Annotated in this window: 24 protein-coding genes; all 24 read left to right on the forward strand. The window is 30.6% G+C overall.

Annotation, left to right across the window (positions count from 1 at the left end; translation table 11 throughout):
* On the forward strand, positions 1 to 1,155 hold a 1,155-nt coding region (locus ACO409_RS01360), incomplete at its 5' end, for a PD-(D/E)XK nuclease domain-containing protein (protein WP_485554115.1).
* Between the two features lie 455 nt (positions 1,156 to 1,610).
* Positions 1,611 to 2,228, forward strand: a complete 618-nt coding sequence (locus tag ACO409_RS01365) for a TetR/AcrR family transcriptional regulator (protein WP_485554117.1) — start codon at positions 1,611 to 1,613, stop codon at positions 2,226 to 2,228.
* A gap of 132 nt (positions 2,229 to 2,360) precedes the next feature.
* Positions 2,361 to 3,638, forward strand: coding sequence for a TolC family protein (locus ACO409_RS01370; protein ID WP_485554119.1), 1,278 nt, complete (start codon positions 2,361 to 2,363; stop codon positions 3,636 to 3,638).
* Between the two features lie 79 nt (positions 3,639 to 3,717).
* The gene (locus tag ACO409_RS01375; protein WP_485554121.1) at positions 3,718 to 4,917 is read left to right on the forward strand and encodes an efflux RND transporter periplasmic adaptor subunit; all 1,200 of its coding nucleotides are present in this window, start codon (positions 3,718 to 3,720) and stop codon (positions 4,915 to 4,917) included.
* A 50-nt stretch (positions 4,918 to 4,967) separates the two neighbouring features.
* Positions 4,968 to 8,042 (forward strand): efflux RND transporter permease subunit, encoded by a 3,075-nt coding sequence (locus ACO409_RS01380; RefSeq protein ID WP_485554123.1) that lies wholly within the window; start codon positions 4,968 to 4,970, stop codon positions 8,040 to 8,042.
* 121 nt (positions 8,043 to 8,163) lie between these two features.
* Positions 8,164 to 8,460, forward strand: a complete 297-nt coding sequence (locus tag ACO409_RS01385; RefSeq protein ID WP_485554124.1) for a PG0541 family transporter-associated protein — start codon at positions 8,164 to 8,166, stop codon at positions 8,458 to 8,460.
* Positions 8,461 to 8,842: 382 nt separating this feature from the next.
* On the forward strand, positions 8,843 to 9,295 hold the full coding sequence (gene rfaE2 / locus ACO409_RS01390) for a D-glycero-beta-D-manno-heptose 1-phosphate adenylyltransferase (protein WP_485554248.1): 453 nt from the start codon (positions 8,843 to 8,845) through the stop codon (positions 9,293 to 9,295).
* Positions 9,296 to 9,349: 54 nt separating this feature from the next.
* A complete protein-coding gene (tsaE, locus tag ACO409_RS01395; protein WP_485554126.1) occupies positions 9,350 to 9,811 on the forward strand; it encodes a tRNA (adenosine(37)-N6)-threonylcarbamoyltransferase complex ATPase subunit type 1 TsaE in 462 nt (153 codons plus the stop codon).
* Between the two features lie 109 nt (positions 9,812 to 9,920).
* Positions 9,921 to 10,685 carry a tRNA (adenosine(37)-N6)-threonylcarbamoyltransferase complex dimerization subunit type 1 TsaB gene (gene tsaB / locus ACO409_RS01400; RefSeq protein WP_485554128.1) on the forward strand — a complete coding sequence of 255 codons (765 nt, stop codon included), beginning with the start codon at positions 9,921 to 9,923 and terminating at the stop codon, positions 10,683 to 10,685.
* Positions 10,685 to 11,920: a signal recognition particle-docking protein FtsY gene (ftsY, locus tag ACO409_RS01405; protein WP_485554130.1), complete on the forward strand. Its 1,236-nt coding sequence runs from the start codon at positions 10,685 to 10,687 to the stop codon at positions 11,918 to 11,920. The genes tsaB and ftsY overlap by 1 nt, the downstream gene beginning before the upstream one ends.
* A 28-nt stretch (positions 11,921 to 11,948) precedes the next feature.
* Positions 11,949 to 12,953, forward strand: a complete 1,005-nt coding sequence (gene pta / locus ACO409_RS01410; protein ID WP_485554132.1) for a phosphate acetyltransferase — start codon at positions 11,949 to 11,951, stop codon at positions 12,951 to 12,953.
* Positions 12,954 to 13,112: 159 nt separating this feature from the next.
* Positions 13,113 to 14,309, forward strand: a complete 1,197-nt coding sequence (locus ACO409_RS01415) for an acetate/propionate family kinase (protein ID WP_485554134.1) — start codon at positions 13,113 to 13,115, stop codon at positions 14,307 to 14,309.
* Positions 14,310 to 14,370: 61 nt separating this feature from the next.
* Positions 14,371 to 14,793, forward strand: coding sequence for a flavodoxin (locus ACO409_RS01420; protein ID WP_485554136.1), 423 nt, complete (start codon positions 14,371 to 14,373; stop codon positions 14,791 to 14,793).
* Positions 14,794 to 14,855: 62 nt separating this feature from the next.
* Positions 14,856 to 15,482, forward strand: a complete 627-nt coding sequence (locus tag ACO409_RS01425) for a DUF445 domain-containing protein (protein ID WP_485554138.1) — start codon at positions 14,856 to 14,858, stop codon at positions 15,480 to 15,482.
* A 393-nt stretch (positions 15,483 to 15,875) separates the two neighbouring features.
* Positions 15,876 to 16,886, forward strand: a complete 1,011-nt coding sequence (gene ruvB / locus ACO409_RS01430; RefSeq protein ID WP_485554140.1) for a Holliday junction branch migration DNA helicase RuvB — start codon at positions 15,876 to 15,878, stop codon at positions 16,884 to 16,886.
* A gap of 116 nt (positions 16,887 to 17,002) precedes the next feature.
* Positions 17,003 to 17,716 (forward strand): RsmE family RNA methyltransferase, encoded by a 714-nt coding sequence (locus ACO409_RS01435; protein WP_485554142.1) that lies wholly within the window; start codon positions 17,003 to 17,005, stop codon positions 17,714 to 17,716.
* 573 nt (positions 17,717 to 18,289) lie between these two features.
* Positions 18,290 to 18,628 (forward strand): ribosome silencing factor, encoded by a 339-nt coding sequence (rsfS, locus tag ACO409_RS01440; protein WP_485554144.1) that lies wholly within the window; start codon positions 18,290 to 18,292, stop codon positions 18,626 to 18,628.
* A gap of 27 nt (positions 18,629 to 18,655) precedes the next feature.
* Entirely contained in the window at positions 18,656 to 20,623 is a 1,968-nt protein-coding gene (gene mrdA, locus ACO409_RS01445) for a penicillin-binding protein 2 (protein WP_485554146.1), read from the forward strand.
* 21 nt (positions 20,624 to 20,644) lie between these two features.
* Positions 20,645 to 22,516 carry a ribonuclease J gene (locus ACO409_RS01450; RefSeq protein ID WP_485554147.1) on the forward strand — a complete coding sequence of 624 codons (1,872 nt, stop codon included), beginning with the start codon at positions 20,645 to 20,647 and terminating at the stop codon, positions 22,514 to 22,516.
* A 1-nt stretch (position 22,517) separates the two neighbouring features.
* Positions 22,518 to 22,844: a ribosome assembly RNA-binding protein YhbY gene (gene yhbY / locus ACO409_RS01455; protein ID WP_485554148.1), complete on the forward strand. Its 327-nt coding sequence runs from the start codon at positions 22,518 to 22,520 to the stop codon at positions 22,842 to 22,844.
* A gap of 232 nt (positions 22,845 to 23,076) precedes the next feature.
* Positions 23,077 to 23,538, forward strand: a complete 462-nt coding sequence (locus ACO409_RS01460; protein WP_485554149.1) for a divergent PAP2 family protein — start codon at positions 23,077 to 23,079, stop codon at positions 23,536 to 23,538.
* Positions 23,539 to 23,837: 299 nt separating this feature from the next.
* Positions 23,838 to 24,497: an amino acid ABC transporter permease gene (locus ACO409_RS01465; protein WP_485554150.1), complete on the forward strand. Its 660-nt coding sequence runs from the start codon at positions 23,838 to 23,840 to the stop codon at positions 24,495 to 24,497.
* Positions 24,478 to 25,155 (forward strand): amino acid ABC transporter permease, encoded by a 678-nt coding sequence (locus tag ACO409_RS01470; protein WP_485554152.1) that lies wholly within the window; start codon positions 24,478 to 24,480, stop codon positions 25,153 to 25,155. Before ACO409_RS01465 ends, ACO409_RS01470 begins: the two co-directional genes overlap by 20 nt.
* 54 nt (positions 25,156 to 25,209) lie before the next feature.
* A complete protein-coding gene (locus ACO409_RS01475; RefSeq protein WP_485554154.1) occupies positions 25,210 to 25,992 on the forward strand; it encodes an amino acid ABC transporter ATP-binding protein in 783 nt (260 codons plus the stop codon).
* Positions 25,993 to 26,014 lie beyond the last annotated feature (22 nt).

Genomic DNA, 26,014 nt, shown 5'->3' on the forward strand with positions numbered 1-26,014 from the left:
ATAATTTTAATAGATGAATACGATGCTCCAATAATAAATGCTTTTGATAAAGGATACTACAATGAAGCAATAAACTTTTTTCAAACATTTTACAGCTCAGCATTAAAGACTAATAATTCCTTGAAATATGGTGTTTTAACAGGAATAACAAGAATCATAAAAGAAGGAATATTTTCAGGTTTAAATAATCTTTATGTAAATACGATTTTAAGTAAAGATTATTCAGAATATTTTGGACTCCTTGAGAGCGAAGTGATTGAAATGCTTGAGTATTTTGATATGAAATATAAGATTGAAGAGGTTAGGGAATGGTATGATGGATATATTTTTGGAGAAAGTGAAGTATACAATCCCTGGTCTATTGTAAATTATGTGAGAGAAAAAGAGATAAAGGCATATTGGGCAAATGTTTCAGGGAATACGCTTTTAGAAAATATGCTTAATAATGCTGGGGAAAGTGTTTATGATGATTTAAAACGGTTTACTGATGGGGAAAGCATTGAAAAATATATTTCGGATGGAACTACGATAAAAAGTCTTTTAAATAATGATGATGAGATATGGCAATTACTTTTGTATAGTGGGTATTTGACAAAAGATGAAAAGCAGAAGGAAATAGATGTAACTTCAGAATATACAGATGTTTATAACTTAAGAATTCCAAATAAGGAAATACGAAAATATTTTGGGAATATGTTTTTAAATAGATTTTTTGGAACAGAAGTTAAAACAAATATTTTGATAAAAGCACTTGAAAATGGAGATATTAAAAAATTTGAGAAGACCTTGGGAGAAATAATGATAAATATGCTGAGTCATTTTGATTTGGATAAGGAAATGGAAAAAATATATCAAGTGTTTATGATAGGGCTTGTAGGATTCTTAATGGGGAAATATGAGATTATTTCAAATGATGAGAGTGGATATGGAAGATATGACCTCGCAATGATTCCAATAAAAAGTAACGAGAAAGCTTACCTTATGGAATTTAAAATATCGAAGACGAAAAAGGGGATGGAAGAGAGAGCACAGAAGGCGTTGAAGCAGATTGATGAGAAGAAATATGATACGAAGCTTAAGGCAAGAGGGATAAAGAATATTTTGAAGATTGGGGTTGCGTTTTATGGGAAAGAAGTGAAAGTTGTTTTTAAATAGGGGAATAGCTATTAATTTTTTTGAAAGAAGTAGAGATGTTTTGTTATAATATAAAATATGACTTCTATTTTTTAAACAGGGTTTTGGTTTTGTTATATATAAAGGAGCTGTCTTAAAATAATTAAGATTTTGAGTTCAGCTTCTATTTTTTTGTCCAAATTAGATAATTTTATTTTTTTTTGAAATTTATGTAAACTTAGGGCTTGAGTAAAATAGTCATAGCTTTTGAGTTTGGTTTTAAACTAGTTTTATTATAGAACTAGTTTTTTCATTTATTAAAGTATATACTTAAAATCCAGTCGAAATTAAACTATTCAAAATCATATAAATTTAGAGTTTGGGTATATTATAAAGAAAATATAGACTTTTAAAAATGATTGACAAATTAGAAAAAAAATTATATTATAATATAATGACTTGCGAGTCAATTTTTATATTGTTAGGTGGGAAGACGTTTGGAAGGGAAAAAAAATGTAAAAAAACAGAAAAAAAGGAAAATACTTGAAAAATCTTTTGAATTGTTTAGAAAAAATGGATATACGGATACGAAAGTGGAAGATATAACGAAAACGTTAGGTATTTCAAAGGGGAGTTTTTATACATATTTTAAGACAAAAGAGGAACTTTTGTATGAGTTGTTGAAAGATATAAAGAGATTTGAAATAGAGCGGTATTCAAAGATGGAGATTAATGTAGATCCAAGGAAAACATTAGAAAATTTTATTAAGGAAAAGTTTAGAAGTTTTTTGGTGCTTTTTAATAATATGGATATTGGGATAGTAAATGCTTTTACTCAAAATACAATTGTAAGTCAATTTAATGGAGAAATGACAAAGTTTTTTAAGAATTTTGTTAAAGAAAATATACTTTTGAAATATGAGAATACTAAAAAATATAATATTGATATAATTTCAGACTTTATAATTTCTTCAATTAATAATTATTTGATTGAAAAAATTTTATATAGGAAAGAATATAATTTTGCTTTAGAAGAAGATTTTGATGGAATAGTGGAAGATAATAAGGAATTAATTAGTGAAATCGTGAAATTTACTGATAATGCATTGAAATAAATAAAGACAATTGTAAAAAAAATAGAAAGTTTATAGCAAACAGTAGTTATTTTTTGTTAAAAATTGTACAAAAATAAAAATTTAAGAATACTGGATTAATTGAATTTTAAAAATGGTGAATAGGAGAAAAAAATGAAAAGAGATAAAAATAAACTAAAAATAATAGTGGTATCATTATTATTGTTAATTGCAATTCCTGGTTTTTCAGAAAAGATAACGATACAGGAAGCAGCAGAGATGGCAATTAAAAATAATAAAGATATTAAGATTGAAATGTTGAAAACAGAACAAGGAAAAATTGATGTGGATAGAACGTGGGCAAGCAAGTTTTTTACAGTAGGATATTCAGGAAGTGCACAAGGACATTTGGATAAAGATTTTAATAGAACTGGAGAGGCATATCAGCATTATTTGACGTTATCACAGCCAATTTATACAGGTGGAAAATTAAAATTGAATCATGAAATAAGTAAGGAAAAGTTGACACTAGCACAGCTTAGCTTGGATAAAGTAAGAAAAGATACAATTTTAAGCACAGTTCAAGCATATATTGATGTTTATAATGCAATGAGTACTTTGGGAGTGCTACAAAAGTCAAAGGAAACGTTGGATGAAAATTTGAAGACGCAAAAAGAGCTGTATGATTTGAGAATGACGACTAAGCCAGAATTGACAGAAGCAGAAAGAAGTGTGGCTGAGATTGAGGCACAGATTGTAGAGCAAGAAGGGAATATTGAAGTTTCAAAAGAATCACTTGGAATTTTGATTGGAGTAAAAAATAGTTCAAAAATTGAGATAGTTCCTTTTGGAGTAGAAGATAATTTTACAAAAACTATTAAATTGGAAGATGATTTGGCAAAATTGCCGATAGAAAATACAGAATATAAAATGGCTGTGAAACAAAATGATTTAAGTAAAAAAAATATAAAAATACAAGAAGCTGACTTTAAACCGACAGTTAGTGGAATGGTAAATTATGGTGTATTAAAAAGTCAAGATAAATTTGGAAATATTTTTAAAACAAAAAATTTTACGACTTCGGCTGGAATAAAATGGAGCTGGGACATATTTGACTGGGGAGAAAGAAAAAATAATGTAAAATATGCGAAAAAAACTCAAGAAATATCAGAACTTCAAGCAGATCAGACTTTGGAAACTGTTCAGGCGAATATGAAAAAAACTTATTATCAGCTAAGAGCACTTGAAAAAAGTATAGCGGCATTACAACTGGCAGTTCAAAAGGCTGAAGAAGCATACGATTCAGAAAGGGAAAGATATTCATACAGATTGATTACGATGGAAAATTTATTGCAATCGGAAACAAATTTGAGACAGGCAAGAGTAAATTATGCACAGGCTAAGTTGAATTATTATTTCTTAGTTTCAAAATATGGAGCATTTTTAGATTAAAAATAACAAATTTTCAAAAAAATAGTATGAGTTAAGAGAATTTTATAAAAATTGAAGTCATGAAAAATAAGGAGGAAAAATGAAAATAAATAAAAAAATAATTGTAGTGATGACGGTGTTGGCATTGCTTGCTGCTTCGTGTGGAAAGAAAAATCCAAAAGGGGATTTGTCTACAGCAAGACCAGTAAAGGTGCAAATAATTGGTCAGAATCAAATGTCACTAGGATATACAGCAAGTGGGTCGATAAAAGGGATAGAAGAAATACCGTATACAGCGACTTCAAGCGGGGAAGTTGTAGTAATTAATGGGAAAAATGGAGATTATGTAAATGCTGGGCAAGTAATTGTAGCAATTGATAATCAAGCTGCAAGATCTGGTGTTAGAGAGGCTGTTTCAAATGTAAGAACAGCAGAATCTAATATTAGTTCGGCACATGGAGATATTAGTGCAGCTAAAGGAAATATTGCCTCAGCAGCAGCAGCAGTGGAAGAAGCAAGAATTAATTATCAAAAATATAAAATGTTATATGATAAAAGATTAATTACAGAAACTGATTTCTTGACAGCACAAACAAAATTAAGTTCGGCACAAGCTAACTTAAATTCAGCTAGAAGTAACTATAATACAGCGGTAAATGCATTATCTTCTAGAAGAAACAGTTTGAGTTCGGCACAAGCTAATTTGGCTACAGCAAATGATACTAACAGTAAAACTGTTATTAAAACTAAAGTTAGCGGATATATTGCAAATATGGATTTAGAAAGACATCAACAAGTATCAGCAGGAGCAAAATTATTTACATTGGTTAATGAAAGTGAAATGAAATTGGAAATTGGAGTTCCAGCAGAAATTGTTAAAAAAATTCAAATGGGAGCACAAGCAACTATAAAGGTTGATGAATTGAATGGTAAAGAAATTGTTGGAACAGTTTATGAAATAGCAGCTTCAGCTGATTCAGCTAGTAGACAATTTATTGTAAAAGTTAAATTCCCTAATCCAGATAGAGAATTAAAAAGTGGAATGTATGGAAAAGCAAATATTGCAACAGGAGCTGAAGATGGGTTGATTATTCCTAAAAAGGCGATTGTAGTAAGAGGTGTTCAGCAAGTTATTTATGTTATTAGAGATGGAAAAGCGGTTATGATACCGATAAATATTTCTAATCAAAATGAAACTTATGCGGCAGTGACTGGTGATGGTCTGACAGCTGGAGATCAGTTAGTTGTTGATGGACAAAATGTTGTACAAGCGAATGAAAAAGTAAATATTGTGCAGTAATAGAAAAATAGAGAAAGGAGTGTACGGTTATTGCAATCGTATGAGATAAAATGACAGTAGCAGAATTTGCAACGAAGAGAGTAGTGTCGACAACGATGATACTTGTATTTATGATTTTTGCTGGTTGGGTAGCGATGACAGGTATGAAACAGGAAAGAATACCAGATTTTGATACACCGATAGTTGTTGTTAATACTACTTGGACAGGAGCGACAGCGGAAGATGTAAAAACACAAGTATCTAAAAAAATTGAAGATGCGGCATTGAATGTAGATGGAATTAAAAATATTACAACATCTTCATCTTATGGTTCATCAGTAGTTACGATAGAGTTTAACTATGGAGTGGACACGGATATTAAACAGGTACAAGTTCAAACACAAATAGATAAAATAAAAGGACAACTGCCAGATGATGATAACTTTAAAGATCCTACAGTATCAAAATTAGATATGGCAGATAGTTCCAATATGGCGTTAATGATTGGGATTACTGGAGGAAATAAAGAGTTAATAACATCATTTGTTGAAGAAACATTACAACCTAGATTGAAGAGAAATAGAGGTATTGGTAATATTTCTGTAATGGGTAATGCAACAAGACAAATTAAAGTTTGGTTGGATCCAGCTAGATTGAAGGAATATAATTTGTCAGCGGCAGAAATTTATAGTAAAATAAAAGCGGCTAATGCAGTAACGCCAGCAGGTACGATAACTGATGGGACGAAAGAATTTATCCTAAAAGTTGATGGAGAATTAAAAGAGCTTGATCAAATTCAGGATATCGTTATTTCAAATCAAAATAATCAAACAGTTAGATTGGCTGATGTGGCAAAAGTTGAGTATGGAACAGAGGATCCTACATCGTATGTAACGTATAATGGAAAAGAAATGGTTGCTGTTATGATTCAAAAGAGTAAAGATGGTAACTTGGTAGAGGTTGCGAAAAAGGCTAAGGAAACTTTGAAAGAAGCAAAACCATTATTTCCAGCAGGTTCTAGTTATAATATAATAGTTGATAACAGTGAAAAAGTTAGTGAATCAATAAAAAATGTTGCAAGTTCAGGAATACAAGCGGTTATTATTACAATTATAGTACTTTTTGTATTCTTGAAAAACTTGAGGGCCTCATTAGTTGTGGGAACATTGATTCCGATTTCAGCAATGTTTACATTCTTTTTACTTACGACACAAGGGATAACATTGAATATGATTTCGTTAATGGGATTATCACTTGCGGTTGGATCATTAGTAGATAACGGAGTTGTTACGCTGGATAATATTTTTGATCATATTCAGATTAATAAGGAACCGGCAGATGTAGCAGCGGTACGGGGTACGAATGAAGTAATTCTTCCAATGATGGCATCAACTGCAACTTCAGTTTGTGTATTCTTGCCAATTATATTATTTGAAGGAATTGCTAAGGAAGTATTTAAGAGTATTGCGTTTTCAATGATGTTTGCGTTGTCAGCTTCGATTATTGTTGCGATGTTATGGGTTCCAATGGCTTCGAGTTTATTTTTAGATGTTAAAAAAATATCAGATAATGCTGAAAAAGCTGCTAAATTTAATGCATTTAGGGATAAATATAAAGGATTAGTGGCAAAAGTATTGGAAAATAGATGGAAAATGGTAATTGGAGTTATAATAGCATTTGTGATAGTTGTATTTGGAGTAGGAAAAACAGTAAAAACTACATTCTTCCCAACGATTGATGATAATCAATATTCGGTAGTTGCGACACTTGCGACAGGATTGGATTTAGATGTATCAAAAGATATTGCAAATAAAATGGAAGCTGTTGTAAAAGCAGATCCAGCGACTAAAGATATAAATGTTATTGCCTCAAAAAGTGCAGCGACAATAAATGTCGATGTAAAAAAAGATACGATGAAGGCAATGAACCGTGTCAGAGAAAAATTAAAAGATTTACCAAATGTAACACTTGCGGTTTCACCACAAAAAGCAGGAGGTATGATGTCACAAAAAGATTATTCATTCCAAATAGAAGGTGAAGACCCACAAGAATTAAATAGAATTGCAAATTCGATAATGAATGATATGAAGAGCCAGTCTTGGTTTAAGGATGTTAAGTCATCAACTGAAGGTGGATATCCACAAGCTAAATTGGAAGTTGACAGAGTAAAAGCAGAAAGTTATGGAATAACTGTAACAGATATTACTCAAATGCTATTTATGACAGCGTCTGGATCAGCAAATCCAATTGATGTAACTCAAAGTACAGAAACATTGGATGTAGTGTTGGAATTGGAAAAAAATCAAAAAAATTCATTGAATAAAATTATGGATTTAGAGATAAAAACTAATAAAGGAACTTATGTTCGATTAGGAGATATTGCTACAATGCAATATGAAGAAAGTGCTTCGACTATTTCAACAGAAAATGGTACAAGAATTGTAACAGTTGGTGCAAACTTGGATAAATCAAAAGGATTTAACGATGCAGCGGCATTTATTCAACAGTCATTTAAAAAGGCAAATCCAGCTGAAGGATATAAAATTGGGGTAGCAGGACAAGCTAAAAACCAAGCTGAAATGGGTGGACAAATTATGAAAGACTTGTTACTTGCGATTGTGTTGATTTATACAGTACTTGCGGTTCAGTTGGAATCATTTATATTGCCACTTATGATTATGACAACATTGCCATTATCAATGATTGGAGTAATTTTAGGATTAGCAATAACTAGAGTACAACTTAGTATGTTCGTTATGATCGGTATCTTGATGTTATTTGGTATGGCGGTTAATAATGCGATTGTAATGCTTGATTTCGTTGCGGGATTGCGGAAAAAAGGCTGGTCGATACACGATGCCTTAGTAGAAGCCTGTGGTTCAAGACTCCGACCAATTTTAATGACAACACTTACAACAGTATTAGGATGGCTTCCAATGGTATTCTCAAATAAAGGAAGTTCAGGATATTATCAAGGAATGGCGATAGCAGTAATGTTTGGACTTTCATTCTGTACGGTCTTGACATTATTCTTTACACCAGTATTGTATTCGTTAGTTGAAGAAAGAAAAGAGAGAAAGCAAAAAGAAAAAGAGGAAAAAAGAAGACAGGAAAAAGAACAGGAAAGAATAGGATATACTAAATAATTCAGTTCTTTGATTTGTTGAAATGTTTGGTAACTTGTAAAATTTACTTTTTATTAAATAGTACAAGAACACTCGCGACTTTAGTCATGGGAGGTTCAGAAAAATTAGAGGGGAGAATTTTGTGAAAAGATTAGAGATATATTTTGATTCATTTTACACGGAAAAAATGAAAGAAGAATTAAGAGAGTATGGAATAGATCAATATTTTATAGTTCCAGCTGTTCATAGTTCTTGGAGTAAGACTTTTAAACATTTTAATACACATGTTTGGCCAGGGACAGATAGCATTTTAGTTACTTATTTGGAAGATAAACATGCACAGGAAATTATACGAATTATTAAAATTATGAAGATAGATTTGGGGCGAGGAATTTCGATGGGTGCGGTTATTTTGCCTGTTGAAGATATTATTTTATAAAAAATGTGGCATATTACCAAGTTGAGTGTAACAAAAAAGTAAAAAATATTTTTTAAGAGCGGAACTTTTTTCTGCTCTTATTTTTTCGTTAAAATAAATATTCACTTTTTAAACAGGGAATAGTATTGAATTAGTTTTATTGTATATTTTAGTGTTGCACCGATTATATAAGTTATATAATATATGCTCTGTCAAAAAAATAGAAAAATTTTCTTTTTTTGTAAAAAATGTGGTATAATTTGATGTATGATTAGACCTTTGTAAAATTAAATGACTTTAGGGATTGCATGAATATTAATAAAATACATTATAATTATAAATAAATATATTGGAGAAGAAATTGAAAAAAAGTTTTAAAAATAATTTGCTGACTGCTGATGAAATGGGAAATGAGATAGGAAGATTGCAGAAAGCTGGGAGAAAGGTAGTGTTTACTAACGGAGTTTTTGATATTTTGCACATTGGACATTTGACTTATTTGGAAGAAGCTAGAAATTTAGGAGATGTTTTGATTGTAGGTGTAAATAGCGATGCTTCGGTTAAGGTGAACAAAGGAGATAAAAGACCTATAAATAGTGAAAAAAATAGAGCTTATGTACTTTTGGGAACAAAATTTGTGGATTATACGGTGATTTTTGATGAAAAAACGCCAGAAAAACTGCTGGATATTTTAAAGCCAGATATTCACGTAAAGGGTGGAGATTATAAAAAAGAGGATTTGCCAGAAACAAAAATTGTTGAAAAAAATGGCGGAGAAGTAAAGATTTTGTCTTTTGTAGATAATATTTCTACAACTCAGATTATTGAAAAAATTATTGAAGCATATAAAAATTAGTTTATATATTTTTTTGAATATAGGATTTAAAAGATATTTAGAAGTGAGAAAATTATGGAAAAGAAAATATTGACATTTGAAGAGATAGACAGACTGGCGATAAATTTGGCAAAAAAGCTAAAAAATGGAGGATGTCTAGGACTTATTGGAGATTTAGGAGCTGGAAAGACTACATTTACTAAAAAAATTTGTGAATATTATAATATTACGGAAAATGTAAAGAGTCCGACGTTTACTTATGTTATTGAGTACAGCTCTGGAGATGTGCCTGTATATCATTTTGATGTTTACAGAATTAATGATCCTGAAGAGATTTATGAGATTGGATTTGAGGATTATATTGGGGAAGAGGGAAGTGTTGTGATTATCGAGTGGGCGGATAAAATTTTGGATGAGATGCCTGAAGATGCTGTGTTTGTTGAGATAAATCACTATTCGGATGAAGCTCGAAAAATTGCAGTTTATACAATTTTTGATGGAGAAAAAGTAGATTTTGGAATTGAACAATTTTTATAACAAAATTGTTTATACTAAAGAAAATTTTGAATTTTAAAAACAAAAAAATTATATAACAAGGGATTAAGAACTCTTGTTAAAAAATAAAAATAAAAAATGGAGAAAAGATATGTTGACATTTGCAATGACGACTACAACTAAACTGGCTGGTTTGTCACTTTATAAAAAGGATAAACTTTTGGGAGAAATCCATGTAGAAATGGCAAAGACACATTCTACCACGATTTTAGAGCAAATTGACAGTCTTTTGAAATGGACTGGGAAAAAGCTGGATGAAATTGAAAATGTGATTGTTTCAATTGGGCCTGGTTCATTTACTGGAGTTCGGATAGCAATTTCAGTTGTTAAAGGACTTTTTTTTGGAAGAAATGTGAATTTTTATGAAGTGAATGAATTAGATGCACTTGGATTTCAAGGCTATTATAATTTGAAGGTAAGTTTGGAAAATGATGAGAATGTGAAAATATATTCACTAATTGATTCACGGAAAGAAAAAATTTATTGTGCAGCTTATGAAATTTTTGATGAGAAAGCTGGAAATAAGCTGGAATTAGTAAAAAATTATGAAGTTACGAAATTGGATAACATAATTGAGGAAATAATTGAAAATAAAAAAAATAACAAAAAAATTTATTTGATTGGAGATGCAGTTTTTAATTATAAAGCTAAAATATTGGATAAATTGGGAAATTTTGTAAAAATATTTGAGGATAAAAATTTGTCTATTAATACGATGACTTATGTTCAAATGTTTTTGGATAAAGATTTGAGAAATGATGATGTTTTTGAAAAAAATATTGTGAAAAAAACTGACATTTTTAATTTAAAGCCAGATTATCTGGAAAAATCACAGGCGGAAAGGGATAAAAAATAATGCTGAAAAATTTTTTTAAATTTGGGAAAAAGAAAAAAGGTGAGGAAGAGCAAAAAAGCGAGCTTGAAAACCAGGTGGATAAAGAAATTCAGGAAAGTGAAGATGAAATACAAAAAATAAAAAAAGAAACAGAAAAAGAAATAAAAAAAACAGCTGATGAAATTTTGAAAAAGGATAATGAATCAAATAAAAATTCTGAAGTTGAAAATAAAAAGTTGAAAGATAAAAGCCCAAAAAATATTAGTAAAAATTTAGAAAAAAACTTTGAAAGTGAATTAGATGAAAATGACTCTGAAGAAAGAGAAAAAACTAAGAAAAAGCCTAAATTAAAGCCATTAAAAGACAGACTAGCAACACCTAAAAAGGGATTTTTTGGAAAATTAAAAGAAGTACTTTTGGGAAAAACAATAGATGATGATTTGTATGAAGAATTGGAAGAATTGCTGATTCAATCGGATATTGGGATGAATATGACAATGCAGCTTGTGGAAGAGCTGGAAAAATCGGTTTCACGAAAAAAATTGAAAACATCAGAGCAAATTTATGATGAATTAAAGGAATTGCTAAAAGCTAAACTTGTTTATAGCGATGAAAGTAACACAAAATTAAAATTGCAGGATGGAAAGTTGAATATTCTTTTGATTGTCGGTGTAAATGGAGTCGGAAAGACTACGTCCATTGGGAAAATAGCGAAAAATTTAAAGGATAGCGGGAAAAAGGTTATTATTGGGGCTGGAGATACGTTTAGAGCTGCTGCGATTGAACAAGTTGAAGAATGGGGAAAACGAACTGGCGTGGAAGTTATAAAACAGGCACATGGAAGCGATCCTGCCGCTGTAATTTTTGATACTGTAAAAACTGCAAAAAATCGTGGATTTGATGTGGCGATACTGGATACGGCTGGAAGACTTCACAATAAACGTGATTTGATGAAAGAGCTTGAAAAAATAAATAAAATTATACGTGAACAATCTGGAGAGACTGACTTTGAAACATTGCTTGTAATTGACAGTACAACTGGGCAAAATGGATTAGAGCAGGCTAGAATATTTAATGAAATTGTAGATTTGACAGGAATTATTTTAACTAAATTTGATGGAACGGCAAAAGGTGGAATTATTTTTCCAATTACAGAAGAACTGAAAAAACCAATCAAATTTATAGGTGTCGGAGAGGGAATTGAGGATTTACGGGAATTTGATACAAAGGAATTTGTTGAAGCTATGTTTGACTAATAAAAAAACAAGAAAGGAAGATAGATTTATGAACACATTAACAAATGAATTAAAAGAAAGGGCTAAAAAGTTAAATAAAACTATTATTTTACCTGAAACAGATGATGAAAGAGTTTTACGTGCAACTGAAAAAGTTATTAACGAAGGAATTGCAAAAATTGCTTTAGTTGGAGATGAGAAAAAAATTAAGGAAAAAGCAAAAAAAATAGGTGTTTCACTAGAAGGTGCAATATTTTACAATCCTGATTCTTGTGCAACAATTGATGATATGTCGGAACTTTTGAGAAAGAGAAGAGAAAAAAAGGGAATGACATTTGAGACTGCAAAAGCAACACTTATGTCAGATCCAAGATATTTTGCAGCAATGCTTGTACATCAAGGCAGAGTTGATGGAATGGTAGCAGGTTCATCTTCTCCAACAGCACACGTTTTAAGAGCGGCAATTCACGTAATTGGACCAAGAGAAGGGTTAAAAACAGTATCAAGTTCTTTTGTTATGATAACAAATACACCTGAATTTGGAGATAATGGAACATTTGTATATTCAGATGGTGGAGTAATCCCTGATCCTACAGCAATGCAGCTAGCTGATATTGCAATTTCTGCTGCAGAAAAAGCTAGATTTACTGCTGGAATAAAAGAACCTAAAGTGGCATTCCTATCATTTTCCACAAAGGGAAGCGCAGATGGAGTGTCTGTAAGCAAAGTTAGGGAAGCAATTGAAATCTTGAAAGTTAGAAACGTTGATTTTGACTTTGATGGGGAATTACAGCTGGATGCGGCAATTATTCCAGAAGTAGCTGCTGCAAAAGCTCCTAATTCAAAAGTAGCAGGACAGGCAAATGTATTGATTTTTCCTGATTTGGATTCAGGAAATATTGGTTATAAATTAACTCAAAGATTGGCAAAGGCAAAAGCATTAGGACCGTTAATCCAAGGATTGGCAAGACCAGTTCACGATTTGTCAAGAGGATGCAGTGTGGAAGATATAGTGGAAGTTGTAGCAATTACAGCTGTGGAATCTGAAATGTAATTTTTTTTGGTAAAAAATTAATTAAAATTGAAGTTATACTGTTTCTATTTAAATGAAGGGTTTATATATAATTGTTTAAGCAATAATAGTATTAGTAGTAAAGGGGCAAGAACCCTTATTAAAAAAATAAAAAGCAAAAACATAAATTTGGAGGAGAAAATGAAAGTTTTAGTAATAAATTGTGGAAGTTCATCTGCAAAATTTGAACTTATTGACATGACTAATGAACAGTCGTTGGCTAAAGGGAATTGTGAGAGGATAGGAATTGCAAATCCGATTTTTAGTTATAAGAATTTAATAACAGGAGAAAAAATTAGTGAAATGGAAATTCCTATGGAAAATCATACAGTTGCAGTGGAACTAATATTAAAGACACTTCAAGATGAAAAAATAGGAGTAATTTCAAGCACAGATGAAATTGATTCAATAGGTCATAGAATTGTCCATGGTGGAGAATATTATGGAGAGTCTGTACTTGTAGATGATGAAGTTATGAAAAATCTTGAAGAGATTGCACCGCTTGCACCTTTACACAACCCAGCTCATATAATGGGAATAAAAGTTATTCAAAAATTGCTTCCTGGAAAGAAAAATGTGGTAGTATTTGATACTGCATTTCATCAAACAATGCCAGCAAAAGCATACATGTATCCTTATCCCTATGAAGACTACACAGAATTAAAAGTGAGAAAGTATGGTTTTCATGGGACTTCTCATAGATATGTAAGTGAAATAGCAAGAAAAATGTTAGGTAAAGAAAATTCTAAAATTATAGTTTGCCATCTTGGAAATGGAGCAAGTATTTCAGCAGTTCAAAATGGTAAAGTTGTAGATACATCAATGGGAATGACACCGCTTGCAGGAGTTATGATGGGAACTAGAACTGGAGATGTGGATCCCGCTTCTGTTATATATGTTATGAGAAAAAGAGGGCTTTCTTTGGATGAAATGAATAACAGAATAAATAAAAAATCTGGTATTTTAGGAATGTTTGGAGAAAGTTCGGATTTTCGTGATTTAGATGCGGCTAAAAAAGCAGGAGATGAAAAGGCTGTTTTGACTTATGACATGTTCTGTTATAGAATTCAGCTTTATATAGGAGCTTATATTGCTGCAATGAACGGTATTGATGCTATTGCATTTACTGGTGGAATTGGAGAAAATTCTGTTGGAGCGAGAAAAAGTATTTGTGAAGGAATTTCGTTTTTTGGAATTGATTTAGATGAAGAAAAGAATGCACAAAGATTATCTGGAAATGTGGAATTATCTTCAGAAAGTTCAAAAGTCAAAATTTATAGAATTGAGACTGCTGAAGAACTTGTAATTGCAAGAGATACTTATAGATTGACAAAATAAAAAAATTTTTGTTAGTAGAATTTTATAGATTTTTGAGAATGATTAAAGAAAGGGGAAAAATATGGCAACATTAAACATAGTTTATTATACAGGTACTGGAAATACTGAAGAAATAGCAAAATATATTGGTGAAGGTGCAGAAAATGCTGGAGCTGATGTTAAACTTATAAATGTAGAAGAAGCTGATGAGAGTGCAATAGATGCTGATTTTATCGCATTTGGATCGCCAGCAGTTGGAGCAGAGGAAGTTGCACCTGAAATGGTAGAATTCTTTGAAGGAATAAAAGATAAGATTGTTGGGAAAACAATTGGACTATTTGGTTCGTACGACTGGGGACAAGGTGGATGGATGGACACTTGGCGTGAAGAAATCACAAATGAAGGACTTTCAGTTGTGAATGATGGTCTTATTATTCATTTAGCTGTTGATGATGATGAAAAAATTGAAAAATGTAAGGAATATGGAAAAGCAATAGTTGGTTAAATTACAAGGACTTAAAATATTTCTTGATATTTATAGATGTCTATAAAAAAATGGAGGAAAAATTGGAAAATTTGTTAATCCAACTTGCCATAATGGTTTTTGTTGGAATACTCATAGGATGGTTTACAAATTATTTGGCTATAAAATTGTTATTTAGGCCCTATAAGGAAGTAAACTTCCTATTTTTCAAAATACAGGGATTAATTCCCAAAAATAGAGATAAAATTTCAGAAAATATAGCAGAAACAATAGAAAAGGAACTTATTTCGGTAAAATACATTACTGAAAAATTAAAAGATGATGATGTCATAAATGATGAAGTTTTGGATAAATTATTGGACAAAATTATAGGAGAAAAGCTGAAAAAAAGTATATTAGAAAAAAATCCGCTATTAAAAATGTTTTTAAATGATTCATTAATTGAAAAAATAAAAGCATATTTTAAAAAATCAATTTTGGAAAATAAAGAGGAAATAGTGGAAGAAATCCTAAAAATTGCGGAAGATAAAATTGACTTTAAGGAAATTATGCTTGAAAAAATGAAAAATTTCTCATTAGAAGAAATGGAAAAAATAATTTTGTCTGTATCTAAGAATGAATTGAAGCATATTGAAATTATTGGTGGAGTATTGGGAGGAATAATTGCATTATTTCAGTTTTTTATAATGCTATTATTAAAACAGATATAAAATAATATTTTAATTTTTATTATGGATTATTTTAATTAATAATATTTTTCCTTTTATATTTTTAATTTATTTTAACGTAAGGGCGTCAAACGCCATGCCTTTACAACCAGGCTCTATACAAAACTTTTTTATAGAAGAAAAATAAAACTTGCTTTTGAATATAAATTATTTTAACATATATAAATTTATTCAGTTTAAAGTTTATTACAAAAGCTCAAAAGGAAAATAGAAATTGATTTTCTTTAAAGTTAAAAAAATATAAAACTCGAAGAAAAATACTTATTAATAAATTTATTTTATAGGATTTAGGTAAATATAACTAGAGTATTTAAAGAATTAACTTATAAATAGCAAAAGTTTAAGTAAATAAAGAAAAATTATTGAGGAGAAGGAATGAATGAAGAAAGAATATTGGAAACTAAGGAATTAGGGGAGGACAATATTCAAAAAAGTTTACGGCCAAGGACATTTAAGGAGTATATTGGCCAGCAGGATTTGAAAGAGAAGATGAATATATTCATAAAGGCTGCTAAAATGAGAAATGAGTCACTTGATCATATTTTGTTATATGGGCCGCCAGGACTGGGGAAAACTACACTTGCAGGAGTTATTGCCACAGAAATGGGGGTAAATCTGAAAGTAACAACTGGGCCTGTATTGGAAAAAGCAGGGGATTTGGCGGCTATTTTGACGTCTTTGGAAGAAAATGATATTTTATTTATTGATGAAATTCATAGATTGAATACATCGGTGGAGGAAATTTTATATCCTGCGATGGAAGATGGGGAACTGGATATTCTTATCGGAAAAGGGCCATCTGCTAGAAGTATACGTGTGGAATTACCACAATTTACCTTAATTGGAGCGACTACTAGGGCAGGGCAGTTAAGTACGCCGCTTCGAGATAGATTTGGAGTTACTCATAGGATGGAATATTATAAGCTGGAGGAATTGAAGGAGATTATACGAAGAGGGGCGAATATTCTTAATATTTCTTATGATGAAGATGGAATTACAGAAATTGCCAAAAGAAGTCGAGGAACACCTAGAATTGCGAACAGGCTATTGAAAAGAGCAAGAGATTTTGCACTTGTGGAAGGTTCGGGAGTTCTGGAAAAAGAAAGTGTGGATGGAATCCTGAGATTACTAGGAGTGGATGACAATGGCCTAGATGAACTTGACAGGAATATTTTGCTGTCGATTATAAATGTTTATAACGGAGGACCTGTTGGAATTGAAACTTTGTCGCTTTTGCTCGGGGAGGACAGACGGACAGTTGAGGAGGTTTATGAGCCGTATCTTGTAAAAATTGGGTTTATAAAAAGAACTCCACGTGGAAGAGTCGTGACAGAATTAGGATATAACCATTTAGGAATTGAAAAAATATTTAGCGGAAAAAAATAAAAAACTTAGGTTATTGAATATATCTATTGGATTTAGGACCTTTCCCAAAAGTTTATAGTAAATCTGCTATTTAAATGGGAAATGATATTTAAATAAAAAAATGAGGTGAAAAGCTGTTGTTGACAGTAATAGCAGAAAAAGAAAATATTGATGAAAATAACGAAAAAATTTTAATAAAAGACAGATCAGACTGTAATCATGTTCAAAATGTGTATCGTTTAAATATAGGTGATGAATTGCGGGTAATTGACGGGGAATACGAATATTTTACAAAAATTATTGAAATTTCAAAAAAGGAAATAGCTGTAAAAATATTGGAAAAAAAAGAAGATAGTTATTCTTTGAGTGTAAATATTGATGTTGCAATAGGAATCTTGAAAAATGATAAAATGAATTTGGCAATACAAAAACTGACAGAAATTGGTGTAAATCGCATAATTCCTTTAAAAACTGAACGAGTTGTTGTAAGAATTAATGAAAAAAAGGAAAAATGGGATGTGGTTGTAAGAGAAACATTGAAACAATGCAGAGGCATAAAATTTACTGAAATTACACCTGTAAAAAAACTTTCAGAAATTGATTATCAAAAATATGATAAAATAATTTTTGCTTATGAAAATAGTGATGAATCAAAATCTTTATCAGAAATAATAAAAAAAGAAGATAAAAATATTTTATACATAATTGGACCTGAAGGTGGGATTACAACGGATGAAGTTGATTTTTTAAAAAATAAAAAGGCAATAGAAATTAGCTTGGGAAAACGGATTTTAAGAGCGGAAACAGCAGCAATCGTTGTTTGTGGCGTTATTGCTAATTTTTATATATGATTTTTTATTTTATTAAAATTTAAGGACAGAGTAGATTTTTACATAAAGTATTTATTGCAATAGAATTTTTATGTGCTGATAAAGCTGTTTAGGCATAAGCAAATTTTTTAAAAAATAGATAGAAAATGTTGCAGCGATATTATAATGATATTTTTGCTTAAAAGAGGAAAAATGTTATTGTCAGTAATATAAAAAACTTAAAATATAATTTTTGATTTTCCCTAAATAATTTATTCTGTCAAATTTAAGAAATAAATTGAAAATTAGTTGAATATATAATATAATATACGGTAGTAGTAGATATTGTAATAATTTTTTTTATATTCAAATAAAATTTTTTTAACAAAAAGATAGCAAGAAGTCGTAGGCTTTCTATAAGTGGGAGATGAATTGCATTTTTGATTGATATTTATAGCAAAATGTATTACACTAAATATATCAGGGTAGGAACTACCCGAAGAGCTTGGTAAATATATTTGGCTAGTCATACGCAGATAGTTCCCAAGAAGCTCCCGATTCTAAAAGCGGGAGTAGTTCACTAAATAATGTTAAAAAAGAAAGGAAATTTTTAGAATGAGTGAAGTGAATAATAATTATGAAAAGCAAGTTCAAGAAATAATTGATATTATGGAAGATAAAAAGGCACAGGATATAAAAGTTTATGACATGAGAGGAAAATCACCGTTTTTTGATTATTCAATATTGTGTACTGGAAGTTCTTCAAGAAATATTGAAGCAATAGCGACTGATATAAAGAAGAGTCTTGAAAATGTGAGAAATGTGGAAGGTCTTGAGGAAGCAAATTGGGTTCTTATTGATGCTGGAGACTTGGTTATAAGTGTATTTAGTAAGGATGCCAGAGAGTATTACAGACTGGATGATTTTTATAATGGCGTGAATGAGGGAAAATAGAATAGATAAATTATAAAGAGGGAAATTATGAGAGAATTAGACAAAGAAGAAAAAAATGTACGGTTTATTGCTTTTCTTGTTCTTGTTGGAGCAGTTTTTTTAATATTAATTGCCCGTTTGTTTACATTGCAGATATTAGAAGCTTCACAGTATGCAGAACAGGCATTGCAAAATAGAATTAGAACAAATATAATAAAAGCTACACGTGGAGAAATTTACGACAGGGAAGGCAAGTTGCTTGCTAAAAATATGACGGGGTATCAGTTGATACATTTACATACATATACGCTAGATCCAAATGATTTGAAACTTTTAAAAGAAGTTAAGGGAATGACGTCAGAGCAAATGGATGCAAGACTTTCAAAGGAACGTAAGGCTGTTGCAAAACGTATAAAAGAAACAATGGAAGATATAAATACCATAAGTCAGATTACAGGGTCTCAGGTAGATTATCTTATAGACAGATTTTATAAGCAGCAAAGAATGGGAACTGATAAAAAAATACTTGTTATTGAAGATTTGGATAAGCAAGTAGCATTAAAAGCAATCGAAAAAATTAATAATGATAGAATTGATATTGTGGAATATAATAAGCGATTTTATCCTCAAGATGCACTTGCTTCTCATGTTATTGGATATGTGAAACCTATTAGTGAAAAGGAATTTAAAGAGCTGGAAAAGGATGGTTATAGAAATAGTGATTTAATTGGTAAAAAAGGTGTTGAACGTTCTTATGACAAAGAAATGAAAGGTCAAGACGGTAAAGAAAACGTTGAAGTTGATGCTAAAGGAAATGTTATAAGACAAATAGAAACAACAGAAAGTGTTGCTGGAAAAAATGTTTACTTATCAATTGATATGGAACTGCAAAAATATATGACTGATGCCTTTTCAGGTAAAAGTGGGGCATTTATTGCAATGGAAGCAAAAACTGGGAAAATAATTACATTTGTAAGTAATCCTGAAATCAGCTTGAATTTGTTAAGTTCAAGAATACCTGATAACCAATGGACTGAATTAGTAAATTCAAAAGCGAAGCCACTTGTAAATAAAGGAATTGCAGGACTTTATCCACCAGGATCGACTTTTAAAGCTGTAACAGGAATGGGAATACTGCAATCTGGAATTTCCCCTTATGCGACAGTAAACTCGACAGGACAATATAGATATGGTAAATTAATATTTAGAGATTCACATAAATCTGGAAATGGAATTACCAATTTTGCAAAATCTATAGAACAATCTGTAAATACCTATTATTATGTATTTTCGCAAAAAGCTGGAATTAACAATATTGTAAAATATGCAAAGGAATTTGGAATTGGATCTAAGACAGGAATTGATATTCCTGGGGAATTATCGGGAACATTACCTAGTCCTGAATGGAAGAAAAAGAGATTTAAGAAAAAGCAGGATCAGAGATGGTTACCTGGAGATTTGATAAATATGTCAATTGGTCAAGGTTATGTTTTGGCAACTCCAATTCAAATTGCATCAGTTTATCAAACTATAGCTAATAATGGCGTTAAATTGAAACCTACAGTTGTTGATAGATTTGTGACATATTCAGGAAAAGTTGAAAATAATAAACCTGTGGTATTAAAAAAATTGAAGGTAAGTCCAAAGAATTTAAAATTATTACAAAATGCATTAAGATTGCCAGTAAGTGGTCCAGGAGGAACAGCCAAAGTGTTATATATTCCGAATTATCCAGTTTCAGCAAAAACAGGAACTGCACAAAATTCAGGATTTGTAGATAACCACTCATGGATTGCAGGGTATTTTCCATCTGATAATCCTCAGATTGTATTTGTGTCAGTTGTAGAAGGTGGAGGATATGGAGGAGTAGCTTCAGGATCTATGGCACAAAAATTTATATATAAATATAGAGATAAATATGTTTTGAAAAAACATGAGGCTGATAAAAAGAAACAAGAAGAAGAAAATAAAAAGCAAGCAGGGAAAAATAAAAATAATAAAAATGTAAAAAATTAAAATAAAGGAGGTGTTTACTAAATGTCAGAAAGAGAAAAAGGCGATTTTGGAAATCAAACATTAAAAAGAAATTTTTCCAAAAAGGAAGATGTTAGTAAAATAAAATCTGGAATGAAAAGATTTAGAAGGAAAAATACAAGCCGAAGACATTTAGATGAAAAAAATGAAATACGTTATATTCCAAGAGTAAATGACAGGAATGTACACATAGACAGAAAAGTGGACGGGAAAGAAGAAAAAATGTATGTAATTCCACTTGGTGGTATTGAAGAAGTTGGAAAAAATATGACAGCTTTTCAATATAAAGATGAAATTATTGTGGTGGATGCTGGTCTTACATTTCCAGAAGATGAACATTTGGGAATAGATGTAATAATTCCTGATTTTTCATATCTGGAATCAAACCGTCATAAAATAAAAGGACTTTTATTGACACATGGACACGAAGATCATATAGGAGCGATCCCTTATTTTTATCAGAAATTAGGGACGGAAAATATACCGATGTATGGGGGAAGATTAACACTTGCACTTGCAAAAGCAAAATTTGAAAAAAAAGATGCAAAATTACCAAAAGAAAAAGTTATTAGCGGAAGAACTATTTTAAAAGTATCAAAATACTTTACAGTTGAATTTGTAAGTGTAACTCATAGTATTGCAGACTGTTATGCAATTTGCATTAAGACACCTGCGGCAACTATTTTACATTCTGGAGATTTTAAGGTTGATTTGACGCCTGTTGATGGAGAAGGATTTGACTTTGGAAGATTTGCACAGTTAGGAGAAGAAGGTGTAGATCTTTTGCTTTCAGATAGTACAAATGCACAAATACCAGGATTTACACCATCTGAAAGAACAGTTGGAGAAAGCTTGAAGGACGAATTTGCAAAAGCCAAAGGGAGAATAATTTTGGCAGCTTTTGCTTCACATGTCCATAGATTACAGCAAATTGTAAATATTGCAACAAAACATCAAAGAAAAATTGCAATTGATGGAAGAAGTATGGTAAAAATCTTTGAAATATGTTCAAATCTTGGATATTTGAAAATACCGAGAGATACAATGATTGATATTGATAAAGTTGAAACTTATCCAGCAGACAAAGTACTGATATTATGTACTGGAACACAAGGAGAACCACTTGCAGCACTTTCAAGAATTGCGAATGGAACACATAAGCATATTTCATTAAGAGAAGGAGATACAGTTGTAATTTCAGCAACTCCAATTCCTGGAAATGAAAAAGCTGCTACAAAAAATATTAATCAGCTTATGAAACGTAATGCAAATGTTGTTTTTGAAAAAGGAATAGGAATCCACGTATCAGGACATGGTTGCCAAGAAGAACAAAAAGTTATGTTAAATCTTGTAAAACCTAAATATTTTTTACCTGTTCATGGGGAATATGCAATGATAAAAAAACATAAGGAACTGGCAATGGCAGTTGGAATACCTGAAAAAAATGTTATCTTAACAGAAAATGGAGCAAAATTGGAATTGTCTAAAAATAGTTTTAGATCTGTTGGAAAAGTGCCAAGTGGAGCAACATTTATTGATGGATTTGGAATAGGTGACGTTGGAAATGCTGTATTAAAAGATAGACAAAATCTTGCAGATGATGGGATTGTAATTATTACAATTTCTCAATATAGAAATGGAAAATTTAATAAGCAGGTAGAACTTGTAACACGTGGATTTGTATACAATAAAGATGCAGAAAGCTTGCTTTCTGAAACAAAGAAACTTGTTAGGCTTGAGCTTAATAATATGGAAAATGAAGGAATAAAGGAAATTGGAAAAATTAAACAAAAAATAAGGGCAAAAATTGGAGACTTCCTTAATAAAGAAACAGATAGAGAGCCTATAATTTTACCAATTATAATGGAGGTTTAGAATGATACAGCTTTCAAGTAAAGAGAGAGCTTTTTTAAAAAAATTAGCACATAATTTGGATCCAATTGTAAGAATTGGAAAAGATGGAATTGATGAGAATGTATTGAATTCAATTGCAGAAGTTGTAAAAAAAAGAGAATTAATAAAAGTAAAAATATTACAAAATTCATCAGTTAAATTTGACAGGGAAATGGCAAATGAAATTGCTCGCAGTACAAAATCAGTATTTGTTGACAAGATAGGAAATGTACTAATCTTTTTTAAGCCTAAATATAAAAAAGATGCAAAAATTACTCCTGAATTTAATAAAATTTTTCAAAAAAATTAAAAAATATAATATATTTGAATTATTTGTCAGTTCTGAAAACTAAAGGGATGATTATCTAAAATATTTAAAATATAAAAAAGTTATATAACTTTCAAAATTTATTATTAAAAAAAGCAAGATTTTATAAAAATTGATTAATGATTTTTATCATTGAAAACTTGTGGTAAATACAGATAATTTTCTAAATAAAAAAAGTAAAACTAAAAAATAGAAAAATAGAGAGGAAAAATAAATGAGTGGAGGAATAGTGTTTGGAAATAGATTGCTTGATGTTGCAGTAATTTCATGTCTTTCGGCACAATTTTACAAAGTTTTTTTCCCTTTATTAAAGGGTGAAAAACCTCAATGGGCAAGGCTTATCCAGACTGGCGGAATGCCGAGTTCTCATGCTTCAACAGTAGTTTCCCTTGCAACAGGTGTATTTTTGTTAAAGGGATTTAGTTCAATTGAATTTGCGATTTCAATGGTTTTTGCTGGAATTGTACTGTATGATGCGACTGGAGTAAGACAGCAGGCAGGAAAGCATGCAAAAGCCTTAAATAGACTGGTAGATGCTATTGAGCATAATGACGGGATAGAGATTATTAACGAAAAATTTAAAGAGCTTTTAGGACATACTCCAATAGAAGTATTTTGGGGAAGTGTTTTAGGAATTGCTGTTGGACTTTTATTTAAAGGGTATATATTAGGATAAAATAAAGTATTTTTATTAGAAAATCACAGTTGTTTAATTTAGCTGTGATTTTTTATTAAAATAGGAAAGAGTAAAATATAGTAAAGCTAATTTAAAACTGAAATTTATTAGCTATGGCTATTTTACCTAAAGCCTAAGTTTATATGATTTTTAATAGTTTAATTTTATATAGATTTGAGTATATGTACAAAAATAAATCTTTACAAATAAAATTTTTTATAGTATAATATTTTTATATACAAATATACTGATAGAGAAAATAAAATATAAAGAAAAATTTTGGAAAGGAAAAGCGAAAAATGGACTTTAATTTTATAATAGAAAACATTCCTAAATACTTAGAAGCGATGAAATTAACTGTGTTTATTGGAATTTTGGGAATTGTATTTTCGATATTGATTGGAATAATTTGTGCATTGGTGCTTTACTATAAGATGCCAGTTGTTAGGCAGATTGTGGGAGTTTATATTGAGATTTCAAGAAATACGCCGCTTGTAATACAGTTGTTTTTTCTGTATTTTGGGCTTCCTAAGATTGGAATTACGTTTAATTCGCATACTTGTGCTGTGATAGGGTTATCATTTTTGGGTGGAAGTTATATGTGTGAGGCATTTCGTAGCGGGCTAGAATCAGTTACGAAGGGACAGAGAGAATCTGGACTTAGTATTGGGCTTACAGAATTTCAGCTTGTAACCAATGTAATTTTGCCACAGGCATTAACGGCTTCTTTTCCAGCAATAGAGGCAAATATAATATTTTTGTTGAAGGAAACTTCGGTAATAGGAATTTTGGCTTTGATGGAACTGATGTATTTGACAAGGGATTTGATAGGGCTTTATTACAAGACAAATGAAAGTCTGTTTATGCTTGTTGTGGCATATCTGATTATTATTTTGCCAGTTTCGATTATTTTAACAGTTATTGAAAGGAGAATGAGATATGCAACTGTCGGGGATTGATGTTATTTTTAAAGGAGTCAATTTTCAAAGGCTTATGGAAGGACTTGCTGTAACAGGAAAAATTGCCATTATTTCAATTATATTTTCAATATTATTTGGAATAATTTTGGGAATAGTTATGACTTCAAAAAATAAAATTATTTATGGAATATTGAAGTTTTATTTAGAGAGCATGAGAATAATTCCCTTGCTTGTGTGGCTTTTTATAATTTATTTTGGAGTTGCAAAAGGTTTTGATTTAAGTATTGACTCAGAAACTACGACAATAATAGTGTTTGTGATTTGGGGAACGGCTGAAATGATGGATATTGTGAGAGGAGCGATTATTTCACTTCCAAAGATTCAAGAGGAAAGTGCAAAGGCTTTAGGGCTTGATGCCAGTCAAGTTTATAGATATATTTTACTTCCTCAGGCTGCAAGAAGAATCGCACCAGCCGCTGTAAATCTTATAACAAGAATGATTAAGACAACTTCGCTTGCAATTTTTATTGAAGTTGCAGAAGTTCTGAAAATAGGGCGACAAATTATAGAATATTCAAGCAGAAAAAATCCAATGGCACCATTTTGGGTGTATTTATTCATATTTTTCTTATATTTTATAATTTGCTATCCGATTACATTATTGTCAAAACAATTAGAAAAAAAATGGGCTGTTTAAAAAACATGATAAATGGTAAAGATAGAGTAAAAGAGAGAAATGGAGGTAAGAAAAATGGCAGACTCAGAAGTTTTGTTAGAACTTTCTGATATAAAAAAAGAATATAAAAAAGGTATACCTGCACTAAAGGGAATTTCTCTTTCAGTAAATAAAAGCGAGGTTGTCGTAATATTAGGACCATCTGGATGTGGGAAAAGTACACTTTTAAGATGCATAAATGGACTTGAGGAAATTCAGTCTGGAGAAATAAAATTGCAAGGAAATGTTATTAATAAGGACAAGACAAAATGGCATTTAATCCGTCAAAGAATAGGTATGGTTTTTCAAAGTTATGAACTTTTTGATCATATGACAGTTATGCAAAATTTGCTTTTAGGGCCGCTTAAAGTGCAAAAAAGAGATAAAAAGGAAGTTACGCTACAGGCGGAAAAACTGCTGGAAAGAGTGGGATTGATTGATAAAAAGGATTCTTATCCAAGAGAGTTGTCAGGAGGACAAAAACAAAGAATAGCGATTATAAGGTCATTATGTATGAATCCAGAAATTATGCTGTTTGATGAAGTAACAGCAGCACTTGATCCTGAAATGGTTAGAGAAGTGCTAGATGTAATGCTGGAACTGGAAAAAGAAGGTATGACAATGATAATCGTTACTCATGAAATGGAATTTGCCAAAGCAGTTGCAGATAGAATAGTGTTTATGGATTCTGGAGAAATTGTTGAAACAAATTATCCAATAGAATTTTTTAGCAATCCAAAGACTGAACGGGCTAAAAAGTTTTTGAATATATTTAATTTTGAAAAGAAAGATAAAGTAGAATCGGCTTTACTGATTTAATTTATAAAAAAACAAAAAAATA

This window comes from Leptotrichia sp. (genome assembly GCF_057270615.1).